This window comes from Nocardia speluncae NBRC 108251 (genome assembly GCF_001613245.1).
Taxonomy (GTDB): domain Bacteria; phylum Actinomycetota; class Actinomycetes; order Mycobacteriales; family Mycobacteriaceae; genus Nocardia; species Nocardia speluncae.
In genome coordinates this window covers 275,466-295,062 of sequence record NZ_BDBZ01000002.1, presented here as the reverse complement: position 1 = coordinate 295,062, position 19,597 = coordinate 275,466, and the positions used below count along the sequence as shown (strand labels likewise).

Genomic DNA, 19,597 nt, shown 5'->3' with positions numbered 1-19,597 from the left:
GAACTGTGGCAGCGGCGGCCGAGAACCGTAGCGCCCAGGCCGGAATTCTCGTCCTGCCGGTGGAGACGATGACCGGGCGGTTCAGCCCCGGCTACGTTTGCGGGTCTCGGAGGCGGCGGCCTCGGCGGCGCTGAGCCGGCGGGTGCGCAGCAGAAAGACCGCGGTATCCGCTGCGGGTTCCCCACCGCCCGCCGGTGGCCCGGTATCGGCGGGGACGTCCACGGTCAGGTGGTCGCGTTCGAAATGCTTGTGCGCCTGGGCACTCATCCACAGTTCGGTATGCCAGGCAAGTCGGCCGAAGAGAGTATCGCCTTCGCCTGCCCGGAAATCGCGGATGGGCAGCCAGTCGGGTGCCGGTTCGTCCCTGTCGAGGTCGGGCAGGTAGAGCAGGATGGGGCCGTGCTGTTCGATCAATTCTCGTAACGCGTTGCGCGCCCTGTCGGTTACCGCCACCCGGTCGCTGCGATACGCCATCAGGAACTCCGCGCCACGCCACGGTACCGCGGCGCCACCGATTCGATCCGATGAAACATTGCGCGCTCCTTGCACCTAGTTTCCGGCGCCGGCGCCGCCCGTGCGCACCGATTCCGGCTCTCGCCGTAGCCCGGTAGCCGGATCGGTACTTCGCCAGCACTTTTGCGAACACATTCTTGCGTATCCCGGTTCCGGAGGCGAAGGGGTGTCGGTGGCGCGGTGAAAATGCTTGTGGTATAGGGCAAATGGTTGCGCAAGCGCGATAGGCTGCTCGGGCTTCCGGGCCGGCGAAGAAAGGTGTGGCAGCCGCCGACTATTTCCGGATGAAGATACCGGCCAGGTCGGCCCGCTCGATGGGGGTATCGGCATTGGCCTGGACGGTGCACAGGCCGTCGGCGGCGGCCATCGACAGGTCGACATTCGTGCCGGTCGGCGCCTGTCCGTGCTGTTCCTCGAGGAACTTGGTGATGGTGACGCGTTTGGTTTCCTGATCTTGCGCGATGTATTCGCGGCAGGGGGTGTCGCCGCCTTTGTTCAGCGCCTGCTCGATCTCGGTGCACCCGGCCAATGCGAGCGCTGCGGTCGCGGCCAGCAGAGCGAACCGGGTTTTGGTGGTGTTCATCGACATTCCTCCTGGTGGCTCGGGCCGGCGCCGCGCCTGCCCGGGACGTATGCCCAGCCTATGTCCGCGGGCTCGCCGGCCCGGAGGCGGCGCGGGGTTTGCAGAAGATGTGAGATCACCGACGGAACTCCGGTTCGGTCGCGATGCGGTCGTGCCGGATTCGCGCCGCGACCGGGTGCGTAAATGCCGCTGGGCCGAGTGGCCGGGATATGACGTGATCGGCGTAACCGGCCATCTCGGCCGGGTGCGTCGTTTCGGGCGCTGATGCCGGCGGCGGAGAACGCCGGACGGGTCCGGCTGAACACGTCCCTGCTGAATATGCCCTTCGCGACCCGGTGCTGCCGGCCGGGAGTTCGCCGGGGCGGCTCGGTTCGTCGAAGGTCGGAGGGAGCTGAGTCCGGGCGTGGGGAGGTGCGCGGTGAGTGCAAGATTCTCGACCTGCTCTGTGGGGGCGTGCCCGCTTCCGCACTGATATCAGCTACCCTCGGTAACATGTAAAAGGTGCGTCCGTCACGGTCGACGACGAACCCGGCACGAAGCAGACGAGGAACGCAATGACGCGGCATGTCGACGTACTGATCATCGGAGCCGGTCTGTCCGGTATCGATGTGGCCTGTCACCTGGAGAAGGAGAACACCGGGCGCAGCTACGCGGTCCTGGAACGGCGGACCGCCATCGGCGGAACCTGGGACCTGTTCCGATACCCCGGGATCCGATCGGATTCCGATATGTATTCGTTCGGCTACGGTTTCCGGCCCTGGCGCGGAACCAAGATGCTCGCCGATGGTGCCGGGATCCGCCGCTATATCGAGGAGACCGCCGACGAGTACGGGGTCACTCCACATATCCACTTCGGCCGGAAAGTGGTTTCGGCGAGCTGGTCCAGTGCGGATAACCGGTGGACCGTCCGGGGCGTCGACGAAGCGACCGGCGCCGAAGAATTGTGGACCGCCGGGTTCTTGGTCGGCTGCACCGGCTACTACGACTACGACAAGGGCTACCGGCCGTCGTTCCTGGGGGAAGACGATTTCACCGGGCAGATCGTCCACCCCCAGCACTGGCCCGAGGACCTCGACTACCGAGGGAAGAAGGTCGTAGTGATCGGCAGCGGGGCCACTGCCATCACCCTGGTGCCGTCGATGGTTGCCGAAGCCGGCCATGTGACGATGCTGCAGCGCTCACCCAGCTATATCGCCTCGATTCCGGCCGACGATCCGGTCGCGATCGGCCTCACGAAGGTCAAATCCCCGGCCGGTCTCACCTACCAGGTCGGTCGCGCGCGCAATATCGCCGTCCAGCAGGCCAGCTATCAGCTCTCGCGGAAGCAGCCGGCCCTGGCCCGGAAAATGTTTCTGAACTGGGTTCGTATGGCGGTCGGCCCCGGTATCGATATGCGGCATTTCAGCCCGGACTATGCGCCCTGGGATCAGCGGTTGTGCGTAGTACCCGACGGCGACCTGTTCAAAGCACTTCGCCGTGGACAGGCGTCCGTCGTCACCGACACCATCGACGCGTTCACCGAGAACGGAATCCGCCTCTCCTCGGGCACCGAGATCGGCGCCGATATCGTCGTCTGCGCCACCGGCCTGACCATCCAGATCCTGGGCGGCGCAACTCTGGAAGTCGACGAGGAACCGGTGGTGACCCGGGAGCGGGTCATGTACAAGGGGGCGCTGCTGGACGGTGTACCGAACGCGCTGATGGTCCTCGGGTACACCAATGCGTCGTGGACCCTGAAGGCCGACCTCGCCGCCGAATACTTCTGCAAGGTGCTCAACCGGATGCGGGACCGCGGATACACGCGGTTCGTGGCGAACGCACACCCCGGCGACCGCTCCGAAGTTTCGGTGATGGGCGGTGCGCTCAGTTCCGGATATATCCAGCGCGGCGACGCGGTGATGCCCCGACAGGGCACCGGCGGACCGTGGAAGGTGGTCAACAGCTATTTCCGTGACCGCGCCTATTTGCGTAAGAGCCCGATCGAGGACGGTGTCCTGACCTTCACCGACAGCACCGGCCGATCGACCACCGGCCCCCGTCGCGCGGCCCGCACGGCCATGGGCCGGCTCCCGCTGATCGGCTCTCGCACCGACTGAGGCCGCGCAATCACCGGCTACCGGCCAGGTCGTGAGCCCGGTCCGAGGAATCCGGCGCCGCCCGGACGAGGAGTTCGGCCCGGATACCAGCGAGTTCGTCGCAGGCATGGTGAGTCGGCGCGGGGACCGAGGACGAGCACAGCAGGTCGGCGTAGCGATTGCGCGGCCCGGCTCAGGCAGGCCGCAGGTGACCCCGGTAGCCTGCCCGTGCATACGCAGACTCGGCGATGCGGCCGGTCCGAGCAGTACCGGCCACGGGCCCGCCCGGGCCCCGGTCGCGGCCGCGGTGCAGGTGTCCTCGATGGGCCGGGCTCGGTGCGTACCCACTCATGAGGGAAAAGCTCTCGTCGGCAGGTTGTTCATCGTGGGTCGGTGAGCAACACGAACTACAGTGGGCGCCTGTCATCCGGTGGTACGGGCGGCGGTTGCCGGTGGTGTCGCGGGGAACCGCGGCCGACTGGGTAGGTTGATCGTATGACCGAGCGGTTGGTGATCGTCGGCGGTGACGCGGCCGGCATGTCGGCGGCCGCCCAGGCACGCCGGTACCGGAATGCCGGCGACCTCGAGATCGTGGTGTTCGAACGCGGGCATTTCACGTCGTACTCCGCGTGCGGGATCCCGTACTGGGTCGGCGGGCAGGTCCGCGACAGAGATCAGTTGATCGCGCGCACGCCGGCCGAGCACCGGGCGCGGGCGATCGACGTGCGGTTACGCAGCGAGGTCGTCGAACTCGATATCGCGGGCCGCCGGGTGCGTAGCCGTGATCTGGCAACCGGCGTCGAAACATGGACCGGCTACGACCAACTCGTGCTCGCGACCGGCGCCCGGCCCATCCGTCCGCCGCTACCCGGCATCGGTGCGCCGGGTGTGTACGGCGTGCAGACGCTGGACGACGGCGAGGCGCTCATCGCGGCCCTGGCCGCCACCGGCGGTCGCCGTGCCGTAGTGGTCGGTGCGGGATATATCGGGGTCGAGATGGCGGAGGCCCTGATCCGCCGCGGTTTCGAGGTCACCGTCGTGCACCGCGGGTCCGAACCGATGTCGACGCTGGATCCCGATATGGGAGCTCTGGTTCGCGACGCGCTGAGTGGCCTGGACATCGTGGTGGCCGGCGGCCGGGAGGTGACCGGGATATCGACCGGTGCCGACGGCCGGGCCTGCGCCGTGGTCGCCGGCAGCAGCGAGTACCCCGCGGATGTGGTGGTGCTCGGGATCGGGGTCGACCCGGAGACCGAACTGGCCCGCGCGGCCGGATTACCGATCGGCGGACACGGTGGGATCCTGACCGATACCGCCCTGCGGGTTCTCGGTCACGAGAATATCTGGGCCGGGGGTGATTGCGTGGAGGTGCTCGACCTCGTCTCCGGTATGCGCCGCCATATCCCTCTGGGAACCCACGCCAACAAGCACGGCCAGACCATCGGCGCCAATATCGGTGGCGGTTACGCGACCTTTCCCGGTGTGGTCGGTACCGCGGTGAGCAAGGTGTGCGATCTCGAGGTGGCGCGAACCGGGTTGCGGGAGAAGGATGCCCGTGCCGCCGGTCTGCAATATGTGACGGCGACGATCGAATCCACCAGTCGTGCCGGATATTACCCGGACCCGGCACCGATGACGGTCAAGATGCTGGCCGAACGCATTACCGGACGCCTGCTCGGCGTGCAGATCGTAGGCCTGGAAGGCGCCGGTAAGCGGGTCGATATCGCGGCGGTCGCGCTGACCGCGGGGATGACCGTGACACAGATGACCGCACTCGATCTGGGGTACGCCCCGCCGTTCTCGCCGGTCTGGGACCCGGTCCTGGTGGCGGCCCGCAAAGCCGTTCGCGCGGTTGGGGAGCGCGGATGAACGCGCCCGCCCGTTCACCGCGTACTATCGTCGATCGTCAGAACGGAACGGGTCGAATGAAGGGGGGCGGTGTGCGGACTCGCGGTATCCGGGTCGGGGGGCGCCGGGAACTACTCGACAGTGTGGTGGCCGGATGAACCGGGAGACGAACGCTGGGGGCGCCGAATCGGGCGATATCCTCGACGCGGTGACCGAACCCATGCCGGCGGTGCGCGATACCTTGGACACCCGTCGCCGGGCCGCGGCCGCGGAACGGACAGTTCCGCGCCAGGCCGTCACGCCGGGGGTCCACCGGGTGGCGTTACCGGACGATGGCCTGGCGGAAGTGGTCTGTGTGCACTGCGGGACCGAGGGACGCGGCCCGCGCTGCCCCGTCTGTGACCATCCGCATCGCCTTCAGGATCGGTTCGAGGCCGATCTCGGGGTGGCCGGACTGGTCACCGACCGTGGCATCGTGCATGCCCGTAACGAGGATGCCGTGGCCGCAGCGGTGGTGCCCGACGACAGCGGGCAACCGGAGACTCTCGTCCTGGTGGTGTGCGATGGCGTGTCATCCTCGCCGGATCCGCAGGCGGCCTCCGGCACCGCCGTACGCACCGGTGTGGATGCCTGCCTCGCCGCGCTCGCCGAGGACCGGACGGCCGAGGAGGCCACGGCCGCGGGAATGGCGGCCGCTTCGGAGGCGGTGCGCAATCTGGTCGGGCCGGACGGGGACGCTCCGTCGTGCACCTATGTTTCGGCGATCGTGCGCACCGAGGCCGACGGCCGGGTATCGGTTACCGTGTCGAATATCGGCGACAGCCGTGCCTACTGGCTGGCCGCTGGGGACCAGGTTTCCGAGCACCCGGCAGGGCCGGGGCATTCCGGTCCGCTAGCCGGTCCGCAGAAACTGACGGTCGACGATTCGTGGGCGCAGACGCTGATCGAAGCGGGTGCGATGGACGAGCAGGCAGCGATGGCCGATCCGCGCGCGCATACCCTGATGCGCTGGCTGGGTGCGGACGCCGGGCAGCAGCCCTGGTCGGGTGACAGTATCCGGTCCTACTACGTGGACGGTCCGGGTTCGCTGCTGCTGTGCACCGACGGTCTGTGGAACTACCTGCCCGGTCCGGCCGAGCTGTCCCAACGCGCACTCGGGATGCCGACGAGTGACGGCGCGCGGGCGCTCGTCGACTACGCGGTGGTCTGCGGGGGGAGCGATAACATCACAGTGGCTCTGGCGCCGATTTCCGACGGCAGGTGACCGTTTCCCGGTCGCGGCGAACCTTCGGCAAACCGGAGGGGCTGCTGAGGGCGGGGATCTTCAGTTGCCGGGTCGACGGTGCGGACATACAGGACAGTTGCTTGTCCGTTGTGTTTGCAAGAGTGCGAAGTCGGGTACAAGTCCGGAAAGCCGGTGTGACCACGAGGGTCGCACGGTGAGCACGTACGCACCTACCGCAAGGAGGTTCGTCATGAAGGGTGGCCTTTCCGCCGCTCCCGGAACAACCATGGTCACCACGAATCATGAGATCATCCGTCAGTGGGCCCAGCGGCGCGGTGCCACTCCGGCGACGACGCCCGGCAGTCAGTACAACGGCGAGGTGGGGGTCCTACGCCTGGACTTTCCGCACTACGGTGGAGCGGTCCTCCAGCCGGTCGGCTGGGCCGACTGGTTCGCCACCTTCGACGCACGCAAACTGAGCTTTCGTTATCAGGAACACCGCGCCGACGGTACTCCGAGCAACTTCTTCCGTTTGGAGCATGCGCGCGACATCTGACAGTGAGTCATTTCACTTGGGGGGTTTACTTCGCAGGCATTGCGGCTACTCGTATAACCGGAAGGTTGCTCGAGTAAACTGAGTAGTGGGCTGTCGCGTCGGTTTGGGGATGCGAACCCACGCCGCGGCACGCCACGTGCGTCTGCAAGGGATTGAAAATTGAGCGCGAACCTGATGATCGTGGAAGACGACGACCGGGTCCGGGGTGCTTTACGCCTGGCCATGGAGGACGAAGGCTACGACGTCGCGGAGGCCGAGGAAGCCGAGGCCGCGCTCACCCATCTGCGGACGATCGGTGTACCAGATGTGATGATCGTCGATCTGATGCTCGGCGGAATGGACGGATTCACCTGTATCCGGGAGATCCGCCGCGACCATGACGTGCCGATCATTGTGGTGAGCGCACGTGACGATACTCACGATGTGGTGGCTGCCCTGGAGGCCGGCGCCGACGATTTCGTCACCAAACCGTTCGAGATCAAGGAAATTACCGCACGCATGCGCGCTCTACGGCGCCGCGCGCGGCTGTCGGTGGAACGCGACACGGCGCCGATCGAGGTCGTTCTGGACGCCGACCCCGCCGCGCCCCTGATCCTCTCACCCGAGGGTGGCGCCGTCCGCCGCGGCGACGAGGAGATCAACCTAACCATCACCGAATTCCGGCTGCTGTGTGAACTGGCAGATGCCCCGGGGCGGGTCCTGAGCCGCGATGTTCTGCTGGAGCGCGTCTGGGACCGGGGTTTCTTCGGTGACGAGCGAATCGTGGATGTCCACATGCGCAGATTGCGGACCAAAATCGAGCGCGATCCCTCCGAACCGCAGATCGTGGTCACCGTCCGTGGCCTCGGTTACCGGCTGGACGTGCAGCGCTGAACGATGGTCGGCATCACGAATGCGGCCCGGGTCGAACGCGGTCCGGGGCGCTGGAGCCTGCGCAGCCGGGTGACGACTGCGTTTGCGGCGTCGTCCGGCCTGATGGCGCTGGTACTCGTACTGGCGGTGTTTGCTGTGATCAGCGATGAGAGCCGCACCTTCAGCGAGCGGCTGCATCACCGTCCGGCACTGCTGGTGGGGTGCGCCGTCGCCGCGGCGCTAGTCGGCGCCGCCGTCGGGGTCGGGGTGAGCCGGCGCATGCTCAAACCACTGCGTGACGTCGCCGAAGCGGCCGCTCTGATCGCTTCCGGTGAACTGGGCACTCGCCTGCCGGACAGCAATGACCAGGACCTCGCAAGCACGGTCGCCTCGTTCAACCGGATGGTCGATTCGTTGCAACGTCGCATCGATCGCGAACACCGCCTCTTCGGCGATGTGAGCCATGAACTGCGCACCCCGATGACCACGTTGACCACCGCGGTGGGAGTGCTGGAACGCTCGCGCGCGGAACTCCCTCCGCGGTCTCGGCAAGCGTTGGATCTGGTGAGCGCCGAGGTGGAACACCTGCGTCGGCTGCTCGATGATCTGCTCGCTCTGGCGCGGGTGGAGGCGGGTATGCATCACGGTGATGCAGATCCCGTTTCGGTGGGAGATCTGCTGGTACACACGTTGCGCGACAGTCACCGGCCTGCCGAACTGCTCACAGTCGCCGACCGCGTCACGGTGCTGGGCCGTAAACTGGAGTTGGAGCGCGCCCTGCTGAACGTGTTGAAGAATGCCGACAGGCACGGTGGGGGCGCGGTGGCGGTGACAGTGCGCCGCGACGGCCCGGAGGCCGTCATCGAGATCGACGACGCCGGTCCCGGGGTCGCACGGGCCGACCGCGACCGAATTTTCGAACGCTTCGCGACTTCCCGCAACAGCCGCCGGTCCACCACCGGTGGTACCGGAATAGGCCTGGCGCTCGTCGCCGAGACCGTGTCCACTCACCGTGGCCGGGTCGAATGTACGGAACGCCCCGGAGGGGGCGCCCGATTCGTCATCCGGCTTCCTGCCATCGATCGAGAGGGGCGTCATCAGCCTGTAACACAATCGTAAAGAACTCGACCAGGCTACCTCAAAGTTGATTCGTAAGCCTGGGAAAGTACTGCAAGCAGACATCGGAGTTGTATGTCCTTACACACTGAGTCCACGCAGACCGCCGGTTCGACCGGCACCGGCTCGACCACTTCGTCCGCCGCGACCGATGCGGAGCCCGCCAGTACCGGCGTGAGCTTGCGCGCACCGCGGATCACGGACGCCGCGCGATTGTGGCAGATCGCCGACGAGTCGCAGGTCCTGGACGTCAATTCGAGCTATTCCTATCTTTTGTGGTGCCGAGATTTCGCCGCCACCTCGGTGGTGGCCGAGAGCGACGGCCGTGTCGTCGGCTTTGTCACCGGCTACCTGAGACCCGACGCGTCCGGCACCCTGTTCGTCTGGCAGGTCGCCGTGGACGCCGACCAGCGTGGCCGCGGAACCGGGGTCGCCATGCTGGACTGGTTGGTCGCCACCGTCACCGCGCCGGATCATTCGGCCGGCGGTGACGTAAACGCGCTGGAGACCACCGTGTCCCCCGATAATCCCGCCTCGATCGCCATGTTCGCCTCGCTGGCCCGCCGCCGCGACGCAGAAATGGTGCGCAGCGAACTGTTCGAACCGGATGTGTTCCCGGACAGTCACGCCGCCGAGGACCTCTACACCATTTCCCCGATCGCCCGTAAAAACGAAAGGGATCACTGATGATTACCCCTGAAACGACGATCTTCGACGACCTTGAATCCAACGTTCGCGGCTACTGCCGCTCCTGGCCCGCGGTGTTCGAGACCGCCCAGGGTGCCTGGCTTCGCGACGAGAACGGCCGGGATTTCCTCGATTTCTTCGCCGGCGCGGGCGCGCTGAACTACGGGCACAACAACCCCCTGCTCAAGACCGCGCTGATCGACTACCTGGCCGGTGACGGCATTACCCACGGCCTGGACATGTCGACCGTGGCCAAGCGCAAACTGCTGGAAACCGTCCGCGATACCCTGCTGGCGCCGCGCGGCCTGGACTACAAGGTGCAGTTCCCCGGTCCGACCGGCGCCAACGCGGTGGAAGCGGCGCTGAAGCTGGCCCGCAAGGTGACCGGCCGTCAGAGCATCCTCAGCTTCACCAACGCATTCCACGGGATGACGCTGGGCGCACTGTCGGTGACCGGTAACGCCATGAAGCGCGCGGGTGCCGGTGTTCCGCTCCACCATGCGACACCGATGCCCTACGACGGCTACTTCGACGGCACCACCGCGGACTTCCAGTGGATGGAGCGGGTGCTCGACGATTCTTCCTCCGGCCTGGACCGCCCGGCCGCCGTGATCGTGGAAACGGTGCAGGGTGAGGGCGGTGTGAATCTGGCCCGCGCCGAATGGCTGCGGCATCTGGCTTCGTTGTGCTCCGCCCGCGGCATCCTGCTCATCGTCGACGATGTGCAGATGGGTTGCGGTCGCACCGGCCCGTTCTTCTCCTTCGAAACCGCCGGGATCACCCCCGATATCGTCACCCTGTCCAAGTCGATCGGCGGTTACGGCCTGCCTATGGCGCTGGTGCTGTTCAAGCCGGAACACGATGTGTGGTCACCGGGCGAACACAACGGCACCTTCCGGGGTAACAATCCGTCCTTCGTGACCGCACAGGTGGCGCTCGAGCACTATTGGTCCGATGATGTATTGGAGAAGTCCACCGGAGCCAAGGGTAAGCGGGTGGCCACGGCGTTGAACGATATCGCCGCGGCCGCACCGGGAATTTCGACTCGGGGCCGCGGCTTGGTGCACGGCCTGGTCTTCGACGATGCCTCGCAGGCCGGGAAGGTTTGCCAGGTCGCGTTCGAGCGTGGCCTGCTGGCCGAGACCTCCGGGGCGTCGGACGAAGTTGTGAAACTGCTGCCGCCGTTGACCATCGCCGACGACGAACTGGACCACGGTCTGCGCATCCTGGGCGATGCCGTCGAAACCGTCTGCAGCTGAGAGGAACTACAGAAATGATCGTGCGCACCACCGACGAGATCACCGGCACCCACCGCGATGTCGGTGCGGAGGATTGGCGTAGCAAACGGATCGTGCTGGGCGGTGATGGTGTGGGGTTCTCGTTCCACGAGACCACCATCGAGGCCGGCACCACCCACGTCTTCCACTATCAGAACCATGTGGAAGCGGTCTGGTTGGTAGAGGGGGAAGGCACCCTCACCGATCTGACCAACGACCGCACCTACGATCTCGCCCCGGGCACCATGTACCTGCTCGACGGGCACGAGAAGCACGAGGTGCGGACACGGACACGGATGCGGATGCTGTGCGTGTTCAATCCTCCTGTCACGGGGCAGGAGGTGCACGACGAGAACGGCGTCTATCCGTTGATCGCCGTTCCGGCCGACTGAGAGGAAGGACGAACGACGTTGGTTGACAATCGGATCGATCGCTATCCGACCAGAACCGCCGAGCGGCTGGCGCTACAGGAGCGACACGACGCGACGGTGTGGGGCCGGATCGGCAACGCGGAGCTGGCTGCGTTCGATACCGACGGTTACGCAATTCTGGATCGTTTGCTCAGCCCCGAAGAGGTGGCGGAGTTCGCCACCGAAATCGATCGGCTGGCCGACGATCCAGAACTGTGGGGTGACGACCGGCTGATCGTGGAGAAGGCGTCGCGGCAGGTGCGCTCGGTATTCGATGTGCACAGGCTGAGTCCGGCGGTGAAGGAGCTGGTGCGCGAATCCCGGGTTGTGGATCTGGCCCGACAGGTTCTGGGTTCGGATGTGTACATCCACCAGAGCCGGGTCAATTATCTTCCCGGATTCGGTACCGGCTTCTACTGGCATTCCGATTTCGAGACCTGGCACGCCGAAGACGGAATGCCCGCGCCACGGGCGGTGAGTCTGTCCATCGCGTTGACGGATAATTACCCGTACAACGGCAGCCTGATGGTGATGCCCGGATCGCATCGCACTTTCGTCCCCTGCCAGGGCGAAACACCGGCGGACAACTACCGCGAATCACTGCGTGAGCAGGAGATCGGGGTACCGAGCGAGGCCGATATCACCGAATTGGCCTATAAGTACTGGATCGAGCAGTTCACCGGCCCGGCCGGGTCGGCGCTGCTGTTCGATTCGAATATCATGCACGCGTCGGCGAACAACATCACGCCGTTCCCGCGGTCGAATATCTTCCTTGTGTTCAACAGTATGGAGAACATCCTGGAGGAGCCGTTCGCGGCACCGGCGCGCCGGCCGACATATATCGCGAGTCGCGACTTCACGGCGGTATAGAAGGGACTGCTCGCCCATGGCGACGGGGACGAATCCCGGCGGGTTCGTCCCCGTCGTCGTGTCCGGGTCAGCGGCGTCGCCGCGGTGCCGGACGGTCGTATTCCGGAGGTGCGGTGTCGTACAGCCGGTGGTACAGGGTGAGCCATGCTGCCGGTGGAACCAGTCCCACCGGCAGGTCGGTCGCGATATCGGCTGCTGCGCAGGCCCGGGCTACCATCCGGGCCGAATGCGCCCGCCGGAGTGAGGCGCCGAGTGAACCGCCGACTCCCGAAAAGCCCAGTTCCACCATTCGCCGGTAATCACTGCGGGCGCCGGCCGGTAGGAGTGGGACCGGCCGGCGCACGATCCGCAATATCGCGCCGTCGACCCGTGGCACCGGAAAGAACTCACCGCGGTCGATCCGTTCGCCCAGTGCCGGTACCGAATCCGGCCAGTGGGTAATGGTCGATTTGGTCCAGCGCCCGTAGTTGCCGCTGTATTTCCGGGCGAATTCGTATTGGGTGAGTAAGGTAGCCGCGGTGAGCCGGGGCGCGGCCAGACACCAGCGCAGGATATCCGTGCTCGCACCGAATGGAATATTGCCGACGACGGCGAACGGGTGCTCTGGCGGTTCGACGCAACGGAAATCCTTGTGCACAATACGGATCCGATCATTATCGTCGTAGCGTACGGCGAGCCGGCGGGCGTAATGCGGATCCCTTTCGTAGGCCACCACCCGTCCCGCCTGCCGAATGAGATGGCGGGTGAGCATACCGTCGCCGGGCCCGATCTCCAGGACGAAATCGGATGGGCCGATACCGGCGGCCCCCACGATGCGACGAGCGGTGGCGGGTTCGGTCAGAAAATTCTGTGACAGCCGTTTACGGGCACGCGGGCGTGTGGTCGAGCGGGACATGAGGGTCCTCCGAGGGAGTCGGCCGAATCGAGGTGCGTTGATTCGCCCGGGCTCATGCCGGTGCTGCCCGCGGCGCCGAAGCGTCGGATGATCGCGACGAAATACCGGCCGGTGGACCGGTATCGGTTACGGCGGGGAGATCCCGTCAGTGGGACGACCCGGCGGCGTCAGCGGAGTGCGAAATGTGCCGGCAGAGCCCGAGCTGCCGTGCGCAGGCGGATGGAGTACACGCCCGCGCACACTCCGCCGATGCACAAAGTTCCCATGCCTGCCACCTTAGGGCGGTCCGTGGGAATCCGTCGAACGGTTTTCCGGCACCTTCGAACAGGTGCCCGCGGTCGGGTGCGGAATACGACCCGGATGCGACGGGCGGGTGCGGTTTTCGCGGCCGGCCCAGTGGTGCTATCGCGGTGCCCCGGTGGCGATGAGCTCGCGGCCCGCTGGTATCACCGGCCCTTTGCCGGCAACACCGCGCCGGCTGGCGCGTTCCGCTCTGTTACCGCACTCCCGTGGGGTCGCATCCCGGCGCACCGCCCCGTTCGTCCGTTGTCAGATCAGCGAGTTCGGCCGAGGGGGTACCGGCGTCTGCGGCGTCACAGGGCACAGTGGTCGGCGGGTTTGTGGTCCCCGGGTCGGGCACCGAATCCCCGACGTCCGGGAGGCCGCTCATACGGTAGCTGCGGCTCAGGTAGCGGTAATGTCTGCTGCCGAGGGCGTAACCGGTGAACAGCAAACCGAGGACTCCGAGCAGGACGAAAACCAGCGCCATACCCCGGGCTTCGCCGGTGCCGAACCAGTCGCCGATCCAGCGGGCGCCCGACCCGTCGGTCATGAAGGGGATGAAGAAGAACTGCGCCAGCGGGCTGATCAAGAAGGCTGTCAGCGGGGAAGCCGCCTGTTCCACGCTCTGCGCGAAACCGAACACCCGGCCCTGCCGTTCGTACGGGACGACCTTCTGCAGGACGGTCTGTTCGGCGGCCTCCGCGAAAGGCATGAGCACCATGAGGACCGCCATTCCGCCCACCAGGAGAAGAACCGAATCCTGTAGGGGGAACACCAGCATCGCCGCCCACAACGCCAGGTTGATCAGCAGGATCAACCGCACCGGGTTCGATGAGGTCCCGGTTCTGGCCACGAGTAGGCCGCCGACGATCATCATTGCGCTGAGCGCACCCGAGATGATGCCCCAGGCCTGCACCGACATCATCGACAAGGCGTACGGGTCCATCAGTGCCATCAACCCACCGAAAAGGAGGTTGTTCAACGCAGCGAAGGCGATCAGCGGGATCATGCCCGGGATTCCGCGGATGATTCGCACCGTCCCGCGCAGGTCGACCCGTTTGGGTTCGCCTGCGGCGGCGGCATGGGACAGCGCGTCCGGGAGAGTGAGGCGTTGCAAGTGCAGGACGGCTCCGGCGAGGACGACGACGGCCATCACCAGCACACCGAGCATTCCGTTCCAACCGACGAGCAGCGCACTGGCCACCGATGTCGCCAATTGCGATATGCCGGTGGTCGTGCCGACCAAGCCGTTGGCCCGATCCCGGACACGGGGATCGAACATAGCGGTGACCACGGTCGGCAGCGCGATCGTGCGCAGGCCACCGGTGATCACGCCGGCCATCACCAGCACGATGAGCACCCACAGGTGGATACCGGCGGGATTGCGCCATTGCTCGGCCGGAGTAACCAGGTAGAACGCGAGTGCGATCGCATAGATCGCGAGGGATACCAGCGCGGAAGCCTGCATCACCGACTTCTTGCGGTGGTGGTCGACGATACTGCCGAACCACACGCCGGTGGCCGCCATCGCCACCAGGAAGATCCCGGCGATCATTCCGGTGGCGAAAACCGAACGGGTCTCCAGGTAGACGAAGAAAGTGATAGCGAACCAGATCGTGAAGTTGATGAACGATACGAGCAGCACATTCACCAGCAGCTGCGCGAAAGTCCGGACAGTGGGGTCGGCGAGGTCGAGGCGGGTATCGGTCGCGTCGGCAGGCCGACTCGGGGCTTCCATACTCATGAACTCAACAACCTCGACAATAGTTCAGGTCAAGTGGTGACCGGTGGGCATATCACCACCTTGGACGGTCGCAGCCCCCGAGATTCATCGGAGCTGCCGCCGCGTGTAGCCGTACGGCGCCCCGGTCGGCGTTGTTCCCGGCAACCGCATTCGCCCGCATCGGCGACGGTGCCCGGCAATTGAACGACGCCACGCCCGAACGGATGTCTGTACAAAACATCCGGCTCCGGAGCGGCTGGGTTTGCCGCGAAATCCTTCGCCGTCGACCGCGACAGCGATCCTGCCGCCGACGACACCGGTGCCGGACCGCCGTGCACCGATCGGCCTGCACAAGACGTGGCGGGCGTAGCCACGATGGTTGCAATATCGTCGCCGGAATCCGGCCGTGCGTTCAAGTGGTTTTCGGGCCGGAGCGTTCGTCGTGCAGCGTCAGAACATGCCGGTGAGTGTCTCGCAGGCGGCCGGGCGGCGGGTCGCGGTGGCGATCACCTCTTCGGCAACCGCCTGAGTTCGCCACATACGGGCCTCCGCGACGGCGCCGCGTTGCTCCAGGAGTACCGCGAGTTCGGCCATGGCGGGGATCATCCGCCGACCGGCCGCTGCCCGCCACCACCGTTCTGCGGCGCGGGGATCGTCCTGGTACAGCGACAGCGCGCCCAGGTCGTAGATGGCGCCGAGGTGCCCGGCCCGCGCGGCCCGCGACCACAACAGATGCGCACGATCGTCATCACCCTGGGCGTGCGCCACCGCGCCGAGAGAATGGAGCCGAGCCGGGTCGATCTCGTCGCCCGTAGGTGGCCGCCCGGCGGGCGGAACCGGTGTGAGTGAATCGTCGGCGAGGGTGTCGACGAGCGAGTTGTCTTCGTGCACTGCGAATTCCGTGGCCGCGCCCGCCCCGGTGAGCAGTGGAGTGCGGTGCGGGGAGGCCCCGGCAGTGGAATCGGTTGCTGCCGGCCGGGGTGGTTCGGGGCCGAAATCGGTGAATCCGGCATCGCGGATAACCGGGACGAGGCCTGTCAGCTCCGGATTCTCGGCCCATCCGGGCGCCCCGCTATCCCGATAGGAATCCGCGTCGGCCGAGGAGCGGTCCGCATCCGCTCCGATGGGCGGGTCGTCGAAGCCGAAGACAGCGTCGATTATGGCGCGGTGCGGTGCGGTGGCCTCCAGCGCCCCTGTATGGTGCGGCTCGCCCACGTCCTCCGGTGCGGACAGCTGAATATCGGCGAAACTGCAAGGGTAACCCTGTATCTCGGCGTCGTCTTCGGCGTCTACCACCGCGGAATCTGCCGGAACGGCTGCCATCGCAGGTTCGCCGCCGAGGGGTTCCATCAGGGAATCGGGTGCGGCGGGTTTCGTCACCCGGTCGCCCTTGCTGTATGCCGCCGGGGAATAGTGGGCCGCCGTCGAGGAGTCGCCTGCCGGCGTGGCCGAATGGTCCCTGCCGGTGGGCGCCGTCAGCGAGTGGTGGGCTGTCGGTGCCGTCGGGGAGTTGTGGGTCGTGGGCGCTGTCGAGCAGTCCAGGGCAGTGGGCGCCGTGGTGAATTTGCGTGTGGCGTGCACCGATACGGTGGGCGTTGCCGGAGGATCAGTGGTGACGGGCCCCGATACGGCCGGTACGGCCGGAGGGCCGGTTGTGGTGTGCGCCGACGCGGCAGATGCGGGCAGCGGTTCGATTGTGATGTGCGCTGATGCTGTGGACGCGGACGCCGGGGTGGTAGTGGGCGTCGGCAGGGCGGGGGCGGGTATGGAGCCGGCTGCGGTGGGTTCCCGCTCGGGCTCGTGTGCTTCCGTCGCCGGCAGGGATTCGCCGGTAGTGGATACCGATACGGAATCGCACTGGACCGGTGCGGAGTCGTCCGCGATCGATCTGGTCAGGGGGTCGACTGCGGTCGGCACCAGCGGGAATTCGGCGGCATACGGCGTTGCTGGGGAATCGTCGGTGGCCGGTTCGTAATGCGTTGCCCACGGGTCGAATTCGACGCCATCCGGGTCGGGATCATCGGTTTCCACCCAGTGGTGCCGATTGGTCCGGTGTTCCGGGGGCGTAGCCGTGGAGACGGTGGGGATTGCTCCGGACATGAACAGGCGCGGGTGTGGGTCCAGTGGCGTGTTGCGCACCTCGATCACCAGATCGGCGAAATGGGGTGGGCCTTCGCCCATACTGCACCAGAGGACGGTCCGGCCCGTCCCGGTGCGCTCGACGACGATTCCGTAATTACCGGACCACGATTGGGGTTCGCCCGCGGCATTCGACCAGACCGGGGTGAGTGCGAACAAGGCGCCCGGCGAGTCCGCGGCCAGGTCGAAGGTGATTCCCCGTTCGAGTGCGTCGCGCCAGATATCGACTCCGGCAAGGTGCCGGTCGTCGAGGTCGATATATCCGTCGATCACCGACAGGCCGATACCGACGGCGGCCAATCCGCCGGGCGGTGTCGCCGAGAGCAGGGTCATCGTCAGTGCTGACGCGGGGGTCGGCAACTGCTCGCTGTACATGGGGTATACCGTGGCGCCGTCGAGGTCGATCGGATCGGCACTGCGATATCGCGCGGCGAGTGTGCGGCGCTGCGGTGCTGGTTCGGCGGCGCTGTGCCGCGGTCCGGAAGGTGGCGGTGGGGCGCTCGTCAGCAACGGTGTGGCATCGCGATATCCGCCGCGTAGATACCTGGGCAGCTGACCGGCACCGGATACCGGTGCAGACCTGTCGGCCTGCGACGGAATGAATCCGATACCCGGCGATCCCGGATCGTGCATATCCTGTGCCCCGCCTTTCCCACCGCTTCGATTCACCCCGCAGCAATGCGGTGGCTATACCGTACTCGCCGAATCCGTGGCGTGTGGGGCGATTCCGTGGGTGACGGCAGTCCGGGGCGGCGATATCGCACCGGCCGCGGTGAATCGGCGGGAGTATCCGCTCGCTGACTGCCGTGCGATCGTCCGGGGGGGGTCCCCGCGTGGTGTGGTGCTGGATTGCCCGATCTGCGCAAGGAGTTGCCGGGCGGGCCGGAAACAGCAGGTGGATTGTTGGGTACGAACCACTACATTTATCTGTAACTAGCGGTTGCAGATAAATTGGGGATGCGGGGAAATTGCCGAAAGGCGACTGCGCCAGCCTACACTACGCAATCCCGGCCCGACCGTCTACATGATCACCATGCAACCTTCGCCCGACGACAGCGTGCACAACAGCCGGCTCAGTTCCATGATCAGGCCCTGAACGGGATCGGACGGGACAACGGCCGGAGTGACCATCGGTAACCTCCATAGCTGGATCGCCGAGCACGTACACCGGGACAATCGTTCGCCGGGCGCCCGGCGTTAGCGGGCCGTCGTCACATCGCCGGGACCGGTAGCACCCGCAGCGGGTGATCAGCCCAGCGGCATTCCCGGTGCGGGTGGGAATCGCACCGGGAGCGCGATGAGCGCGCGATGGAACGGGCCGGGCCGCCAGATCGTCCGATCCGGGTCGAACGCGGTAGTCAGATCGGGTAGCGCGTCGAGTAGCTGATCGACTGCCTCCTCGGCGAGCAGCCGGGAGATTGTCCGGGCTTGTGCCGGACACGCGTGCGGTCCGCGGCCCCAGGCCAGGTTCCGGTCCTCATGGGGAACGGGTGTACTCGATCGGGCGGGGTCGCTGTGGCAGGCGGCCGCACCGATGAGTACGGGCTGATCCGCGGGTAGCAGCACATCGTCGACCACTACCGGACAAGGGGGATAGCTGATGGTGTGATTCGCCAGCGGTGGGTCGCTCGCCAGCACCTCGTCGAGTGCGGCGCCGGCGGGCGGTGCGAACCCGGTGTGATTGCTGGTGAACCGGGGATCGGTGAGGATCAGCAGCAGTGTGTTGGCAATCAGGTTGCGCGGCGGTTCGATTCCGGTCCAGTACAGGCCCAGCAGTTGGTGCACCAGTTCCTCGTCGGACAGGTTCGCCGGGTGCCGGATCAGGCGGCTGGTGACATCGTCGCCGGGTTCGGCACGTCTACAGGCGATCAGTTCGGCGAGCAGCTGCTGGATCCGTGGTTCGGAACCATCGTCGGCGGCGCCGGCGGTCATCTCGGTCAGCGCAAGACGCAGCAGATCACCGAGTTCGGGTGGGCAGCCGAGAATATTGTCCATCGTCCGGAACACCAGCGGCACCACGTACCGGTCGAGCAGATCGGCGGCGCCGTCGGAGCAGAACTCGTTGATCAGATCCATCGCGATGCGCGAAACGGTGGTACGCAGCGAATTCGGGTCCACGCCGGCCAGGGCGTCCACAGTGACGGCGCGGTAGCGGTCGTGGTCCGGGCCGTGAGTGCGCAGCGGATTGGGCCGCCACTGCATCATCGGCACGATCGGCAGTCCGGCAGGTGCTTTCTGTTGCCAGACGCGGGGATCGGACGGGAAACGGCTGGGATCGTCGAGGATTCGCCGGGCCGTCCGGTCGTCCACCACGAGGGTGGCGGGAACTCCGGGGGCGAGGTCGATCGGGACCAACGTGCCGAAACGCCGACGCATCCACTGGTAGAAGCCATGTGGGTCGGTCGCGAATTCACGAGAGTAGAGCGGGATTCGGGAACCTGTGGAATCTGCCGGTGTGTCGGTGCTGCCGCGACGTCTCGTGGACGCCGGCCGGGATTGTCCTGCCACTGGTACCCCCTGAGGTTGTGCGCCGGCACTCCGGGCGC

Annotated in this window: 16 protein-coding genes; 10 read left to right on the top strand and 6 right to left on the bottom strand. The window is 66.3% G+C overall.

Features of this window, described 5'->3' with window-relative positions:
- Window positions 1-81 precede the first annotated feature (81 nt).
- Window positions 82-474: a DUF779 domain-containing protein gene (locus NS6_RS04145; protein WP_068037899.1), complete on the bottom strand. Its 393-nt coding sequence runs from the start codon at window positions 472-474 to the stop codon at window positions 82-84.
- A 313-nt stretch (window positions 475-787) separates the two neighbouring features.
- The gene (locus NS6_RS04140) at window positions 788-1,096 is read right to left on the bottom strand and encodes a hypothetical protein (protein ID WP_068037895.1); all 309 of its coding nucleotides are present in this window, start codon (window positions 1,094-1,096) and stop codon (window positions 788-790) included.
- Window positions 1,097-1,650: 554 nt separating this feature from the next.
- Here NS6_RS04140 and NS6_RS04135 point away from each other — a divergent pair.
- From NS6_RS04135 to thpD, 10 genes are all read left to right on the top strand, one after another.
- Window positions 1,651-3,192 (top strand): flavin-containing monooxygenase, encoded by a 1,542-nt coding sequence (locus NS6_RS04135; protein ID WP_068036513.1) that lies wholly within the window; start codon window positions 1,651-1,653, stop codon window positions 3,190-3,192.
- A 474-nt stretch (window positions 3,193-3,666) separates the two neighbouring features.
- Complete coding sequence (locus tag NS6_RS04130; RefSeq protein ID WP_068036511.1) at window positions 3,667-5,040, top strand: FAD-dependent oxidoreductase; 1,374 nt, start codon at window positions 3,667-3,669, stop codon at window positions 5,038-5,040.
- Between the two features lie 133 nt (window positions 5,041-5,173).
- Window positions 5,174-6,283: a PP2C family protein-serine/threonine phosphatase gene (locus tag NS6_RS04125; protein ID WP_068036509.1), complete on the top strand. Its 1,110-nt coding sequence runs from the start codon at window positions 5,174-5,176 to the stop codon at window positions 6,281-6,283.
- Window positions 6,284-6,494: 211 nt separating this feature from the next.
- A complete protein-coding gene (locus NS6_RS04120; protein WP_068036507.1) occupies window positions 6,495-6,800 on the top strand; it encodes a hypothetical protein in 306 nt (101 codons plus the stop codon).
- A 159-nt stretch (window positions 6,801-6,959) separates the two neighbouring features.
- Entirely contained in the window at window positions 6,960-7,673 is a 714-nt protein-coding gene (locus tag NS6_RS04115; protein ID WP_068036505.1) for a response regulator transcription factor, read from the top strand.
- A 3-nt stretch (window positions 7,674-7,676) separates the two neighbouring features.
- Window positions 7,677-8,771 (top strand): sensor histidine kinase, encoded by a 1,095-nt coding sequence (locus NS6_RS04110; RefSeq protein ID WP_068036503.1) that lies wholly within the window; start codon window positions 7,677-7,679, stop codon window positions 8,769-8,771.
- A gap of 72 nt (window positions 8,772-8,843) precedes the next feature.
- Window positions 8,844-9,455, top strand: coding sequence for a diaminobutyrate acetyltransferase (gene ectA / locus NS6_RS04105; RefSeq protein WP_084470600.1), 612 nt, complete (start codon window positions 8,844-8,846; stop codon window positions 9,453-9,455).
- Window positions 9,455-10,714 carry a diaminobutyrate--2-oxoglutarate transaminase gene (ectB, locus tag NS6_RS04100; RefSeq protein ID WP_068036501.1) on the top strand — a complete coding sequence of 420 codons (1,260 nt, stop codon included), beginning with the start codon at window positions 9,455-9,457 and terminating at the stop codon, window positions 10,712-10,714. Before ectA ends, ectB begins: the two co-directional genes overlap by 1 nt.
- Window positions 10,715-10,728: 14 nt before the next feature.
- On the top strand, window positions 10,729-11,124 hold the full coding sequence (locus tag NS6_RS04095) for an ectoine synthase (RefSeq protein WP_068036500.1): 396 nt from the start codon (window positions 10,729-10,731) through the stop codon (window positions 11,122-11,124).
- An 18-nt stretch (window positions 11,125-11,142) separates the two neighbouring features.
- Entirely contained in the window at window positions 11,143-12,012 is an 870-nt protein-coding gene (gene thpD / locus NS6_RS04090) for an ectoine hydroxylase (protein ID WP_068036499.1), read from the top strand.
- A gap of 67 nt (window positions 12,013-12,079) precedes the next feature.
- Here thpD and erm read toward each other — a convergent pair whose 3' ends face one another.
- The 4 genes from erm to NS6_RS04070 form a co-directional block, all read right to left on the bottom strand.
- Window positions 12,080-12,907, bottom strand: coding sequence for a 23S ribosomal RNA methyltransferase Erm (gene erm, locus NS6_RS04085; protein ID WP_068036498.1), 828 nt, complete (start codon window positions 12,905-12,907; stop codon window positions 12,080-12,082).
- Between the two features lie 496 nt (window positions 12,908-13,403).
- Complete coding sequence (locus NS6_RS04080; protein WP_084470599.1) at window positions 13,404-14,933, bottom strand: MFS transporter; 1,530 nt, start codon at window positions 14,931-14,933, stop codon at window positions 13,404-13,406.
- 429 nt (window positions 14,934-15,362) lie between these two features.
- On the bottom strand, window positions 15,363-17,684 hold the full coding sequence (locus tag NS6_RS04075; protein WP_068036493.1) for a hypothetical protein: 2,322 nt from the start codon (window positions 17,682-17,684) through the stop codon (window positions 15,363-15,365).
- A 615-nt stretch (window positions 17,685-18,299) separates the two neighbouring features.
- Window positions 18,300-19,427: a cytochrome P450 family protein gene (locus NS6_RS04070; RefSeq protein ID WP_210746601.1), complete on the bottom strand. Its 1,128-nt coding sequence runs from the start codon at window positions 19,425-19,427 to the stop codon at window positions 18,300-18,302.
- Window positions 19,428-19,597: the final 170 nt, after the last annotated feature.

Excerpts from the sequence above, each read along its gene's own strand:
- NS6_RS04145 (WP_068037899.1), bottom strand. The coding sequence starts at position 474 with ATGGCGTATCGCAGCGACCGGGTGGCGGTAACCGACAGGGCGCGCAAC.
- NS6_RS04140 (WP_068037895.1), bottom strand. The coding sequence starts at position 1,096 with ATGAACACCACCAAAACCCGGTTCGCTCTGCTGGCCGCGACCGCAGCG.
- NS6_RS04135 (WP_068036513.1), top strand. The coding sequence starts at position 1,651 with ATGACGCGGCATGTCGACGTACTGATCATCGGAGCCGGTCTGTCCGGT.
- NS6_RS04130 (WP_068036511.1), top strand. The coding sequence starts at position 3,667 with ATGACCGAGCGGTTGGTGATCGTCGGCGGTGACGCGGCCGGCATGTCG.
- NS6_RS04125 (WP_068036509.1), top strand. The coding sequence starts at position 5,174 with ATGAACCGGGAGACGAACGCTGGGGGCGCCGAATCGGGCGATATCCTC.
- NS6_RS04120 (WP_068036507.1), top strand. The coding sequence starts at position 6,495 with ATGAAGGGTGGCCTTTCCGCCGCTCCCGGAACAACCATGGTCACCACG.
- NS6_RS04110 (WP_068036503.1), top strand. The coding sequence starts at position 7,677 with ATGGTCGGCATCACGAATGCGGCCCGGGTCGAACGCGGTCCGGGGCGC.
- ectA (WP_084470600.1), top strand. The coding sequence starts at position 8,844 with ATGTCCTTACACACTGAGTCCACGCAGACCGCCGGTTCGACCGGCACC.
- ectB (WP_068036501.1), top strand. The coding sequence starts at position 9,455 with ATGATTACCCCTGAAACGACGATCTTCGACGACCTTGAATCCAACGTT.
- NS6_RS04095 (WP_068036500.1), top strand. The coding sequence starts at position 10,729 with ATGATCGTGCGCACCACCGACGAGATCACCGGCACCCACCGCGATGTC.
- erm (WP_068036498.1), bottom strand. The coding sequence starts at position 12,907 with ATGTCCCGCTCGACCACACGCCCGCGTGCCCGTAAACGGCTGTCACAG.
- NS6_RS04080 (WP_084470599.1), bottom strand. The coding sequence starts at position 14,933 with ATGAGTATGGAAGCCCCGAGTCGGCCTGCCGACGCGACCGATACCCGC.
- NS6_RS04075 (WP_068036493.1), bottom strand. The coding sequence starts at position 17,684 with ATGCACGATCCGGGATCGCCGGGTATCGGATTCATTCCGTCGCAGGCC.
- NS6_RS04070 (WP_210746601.1), bottom strand. The coding sequence starts at position 19,427 with ATGCGTCGGCGTTTCGGCACGTTGGTCCCGATCGACCTCGCCCCCGGA.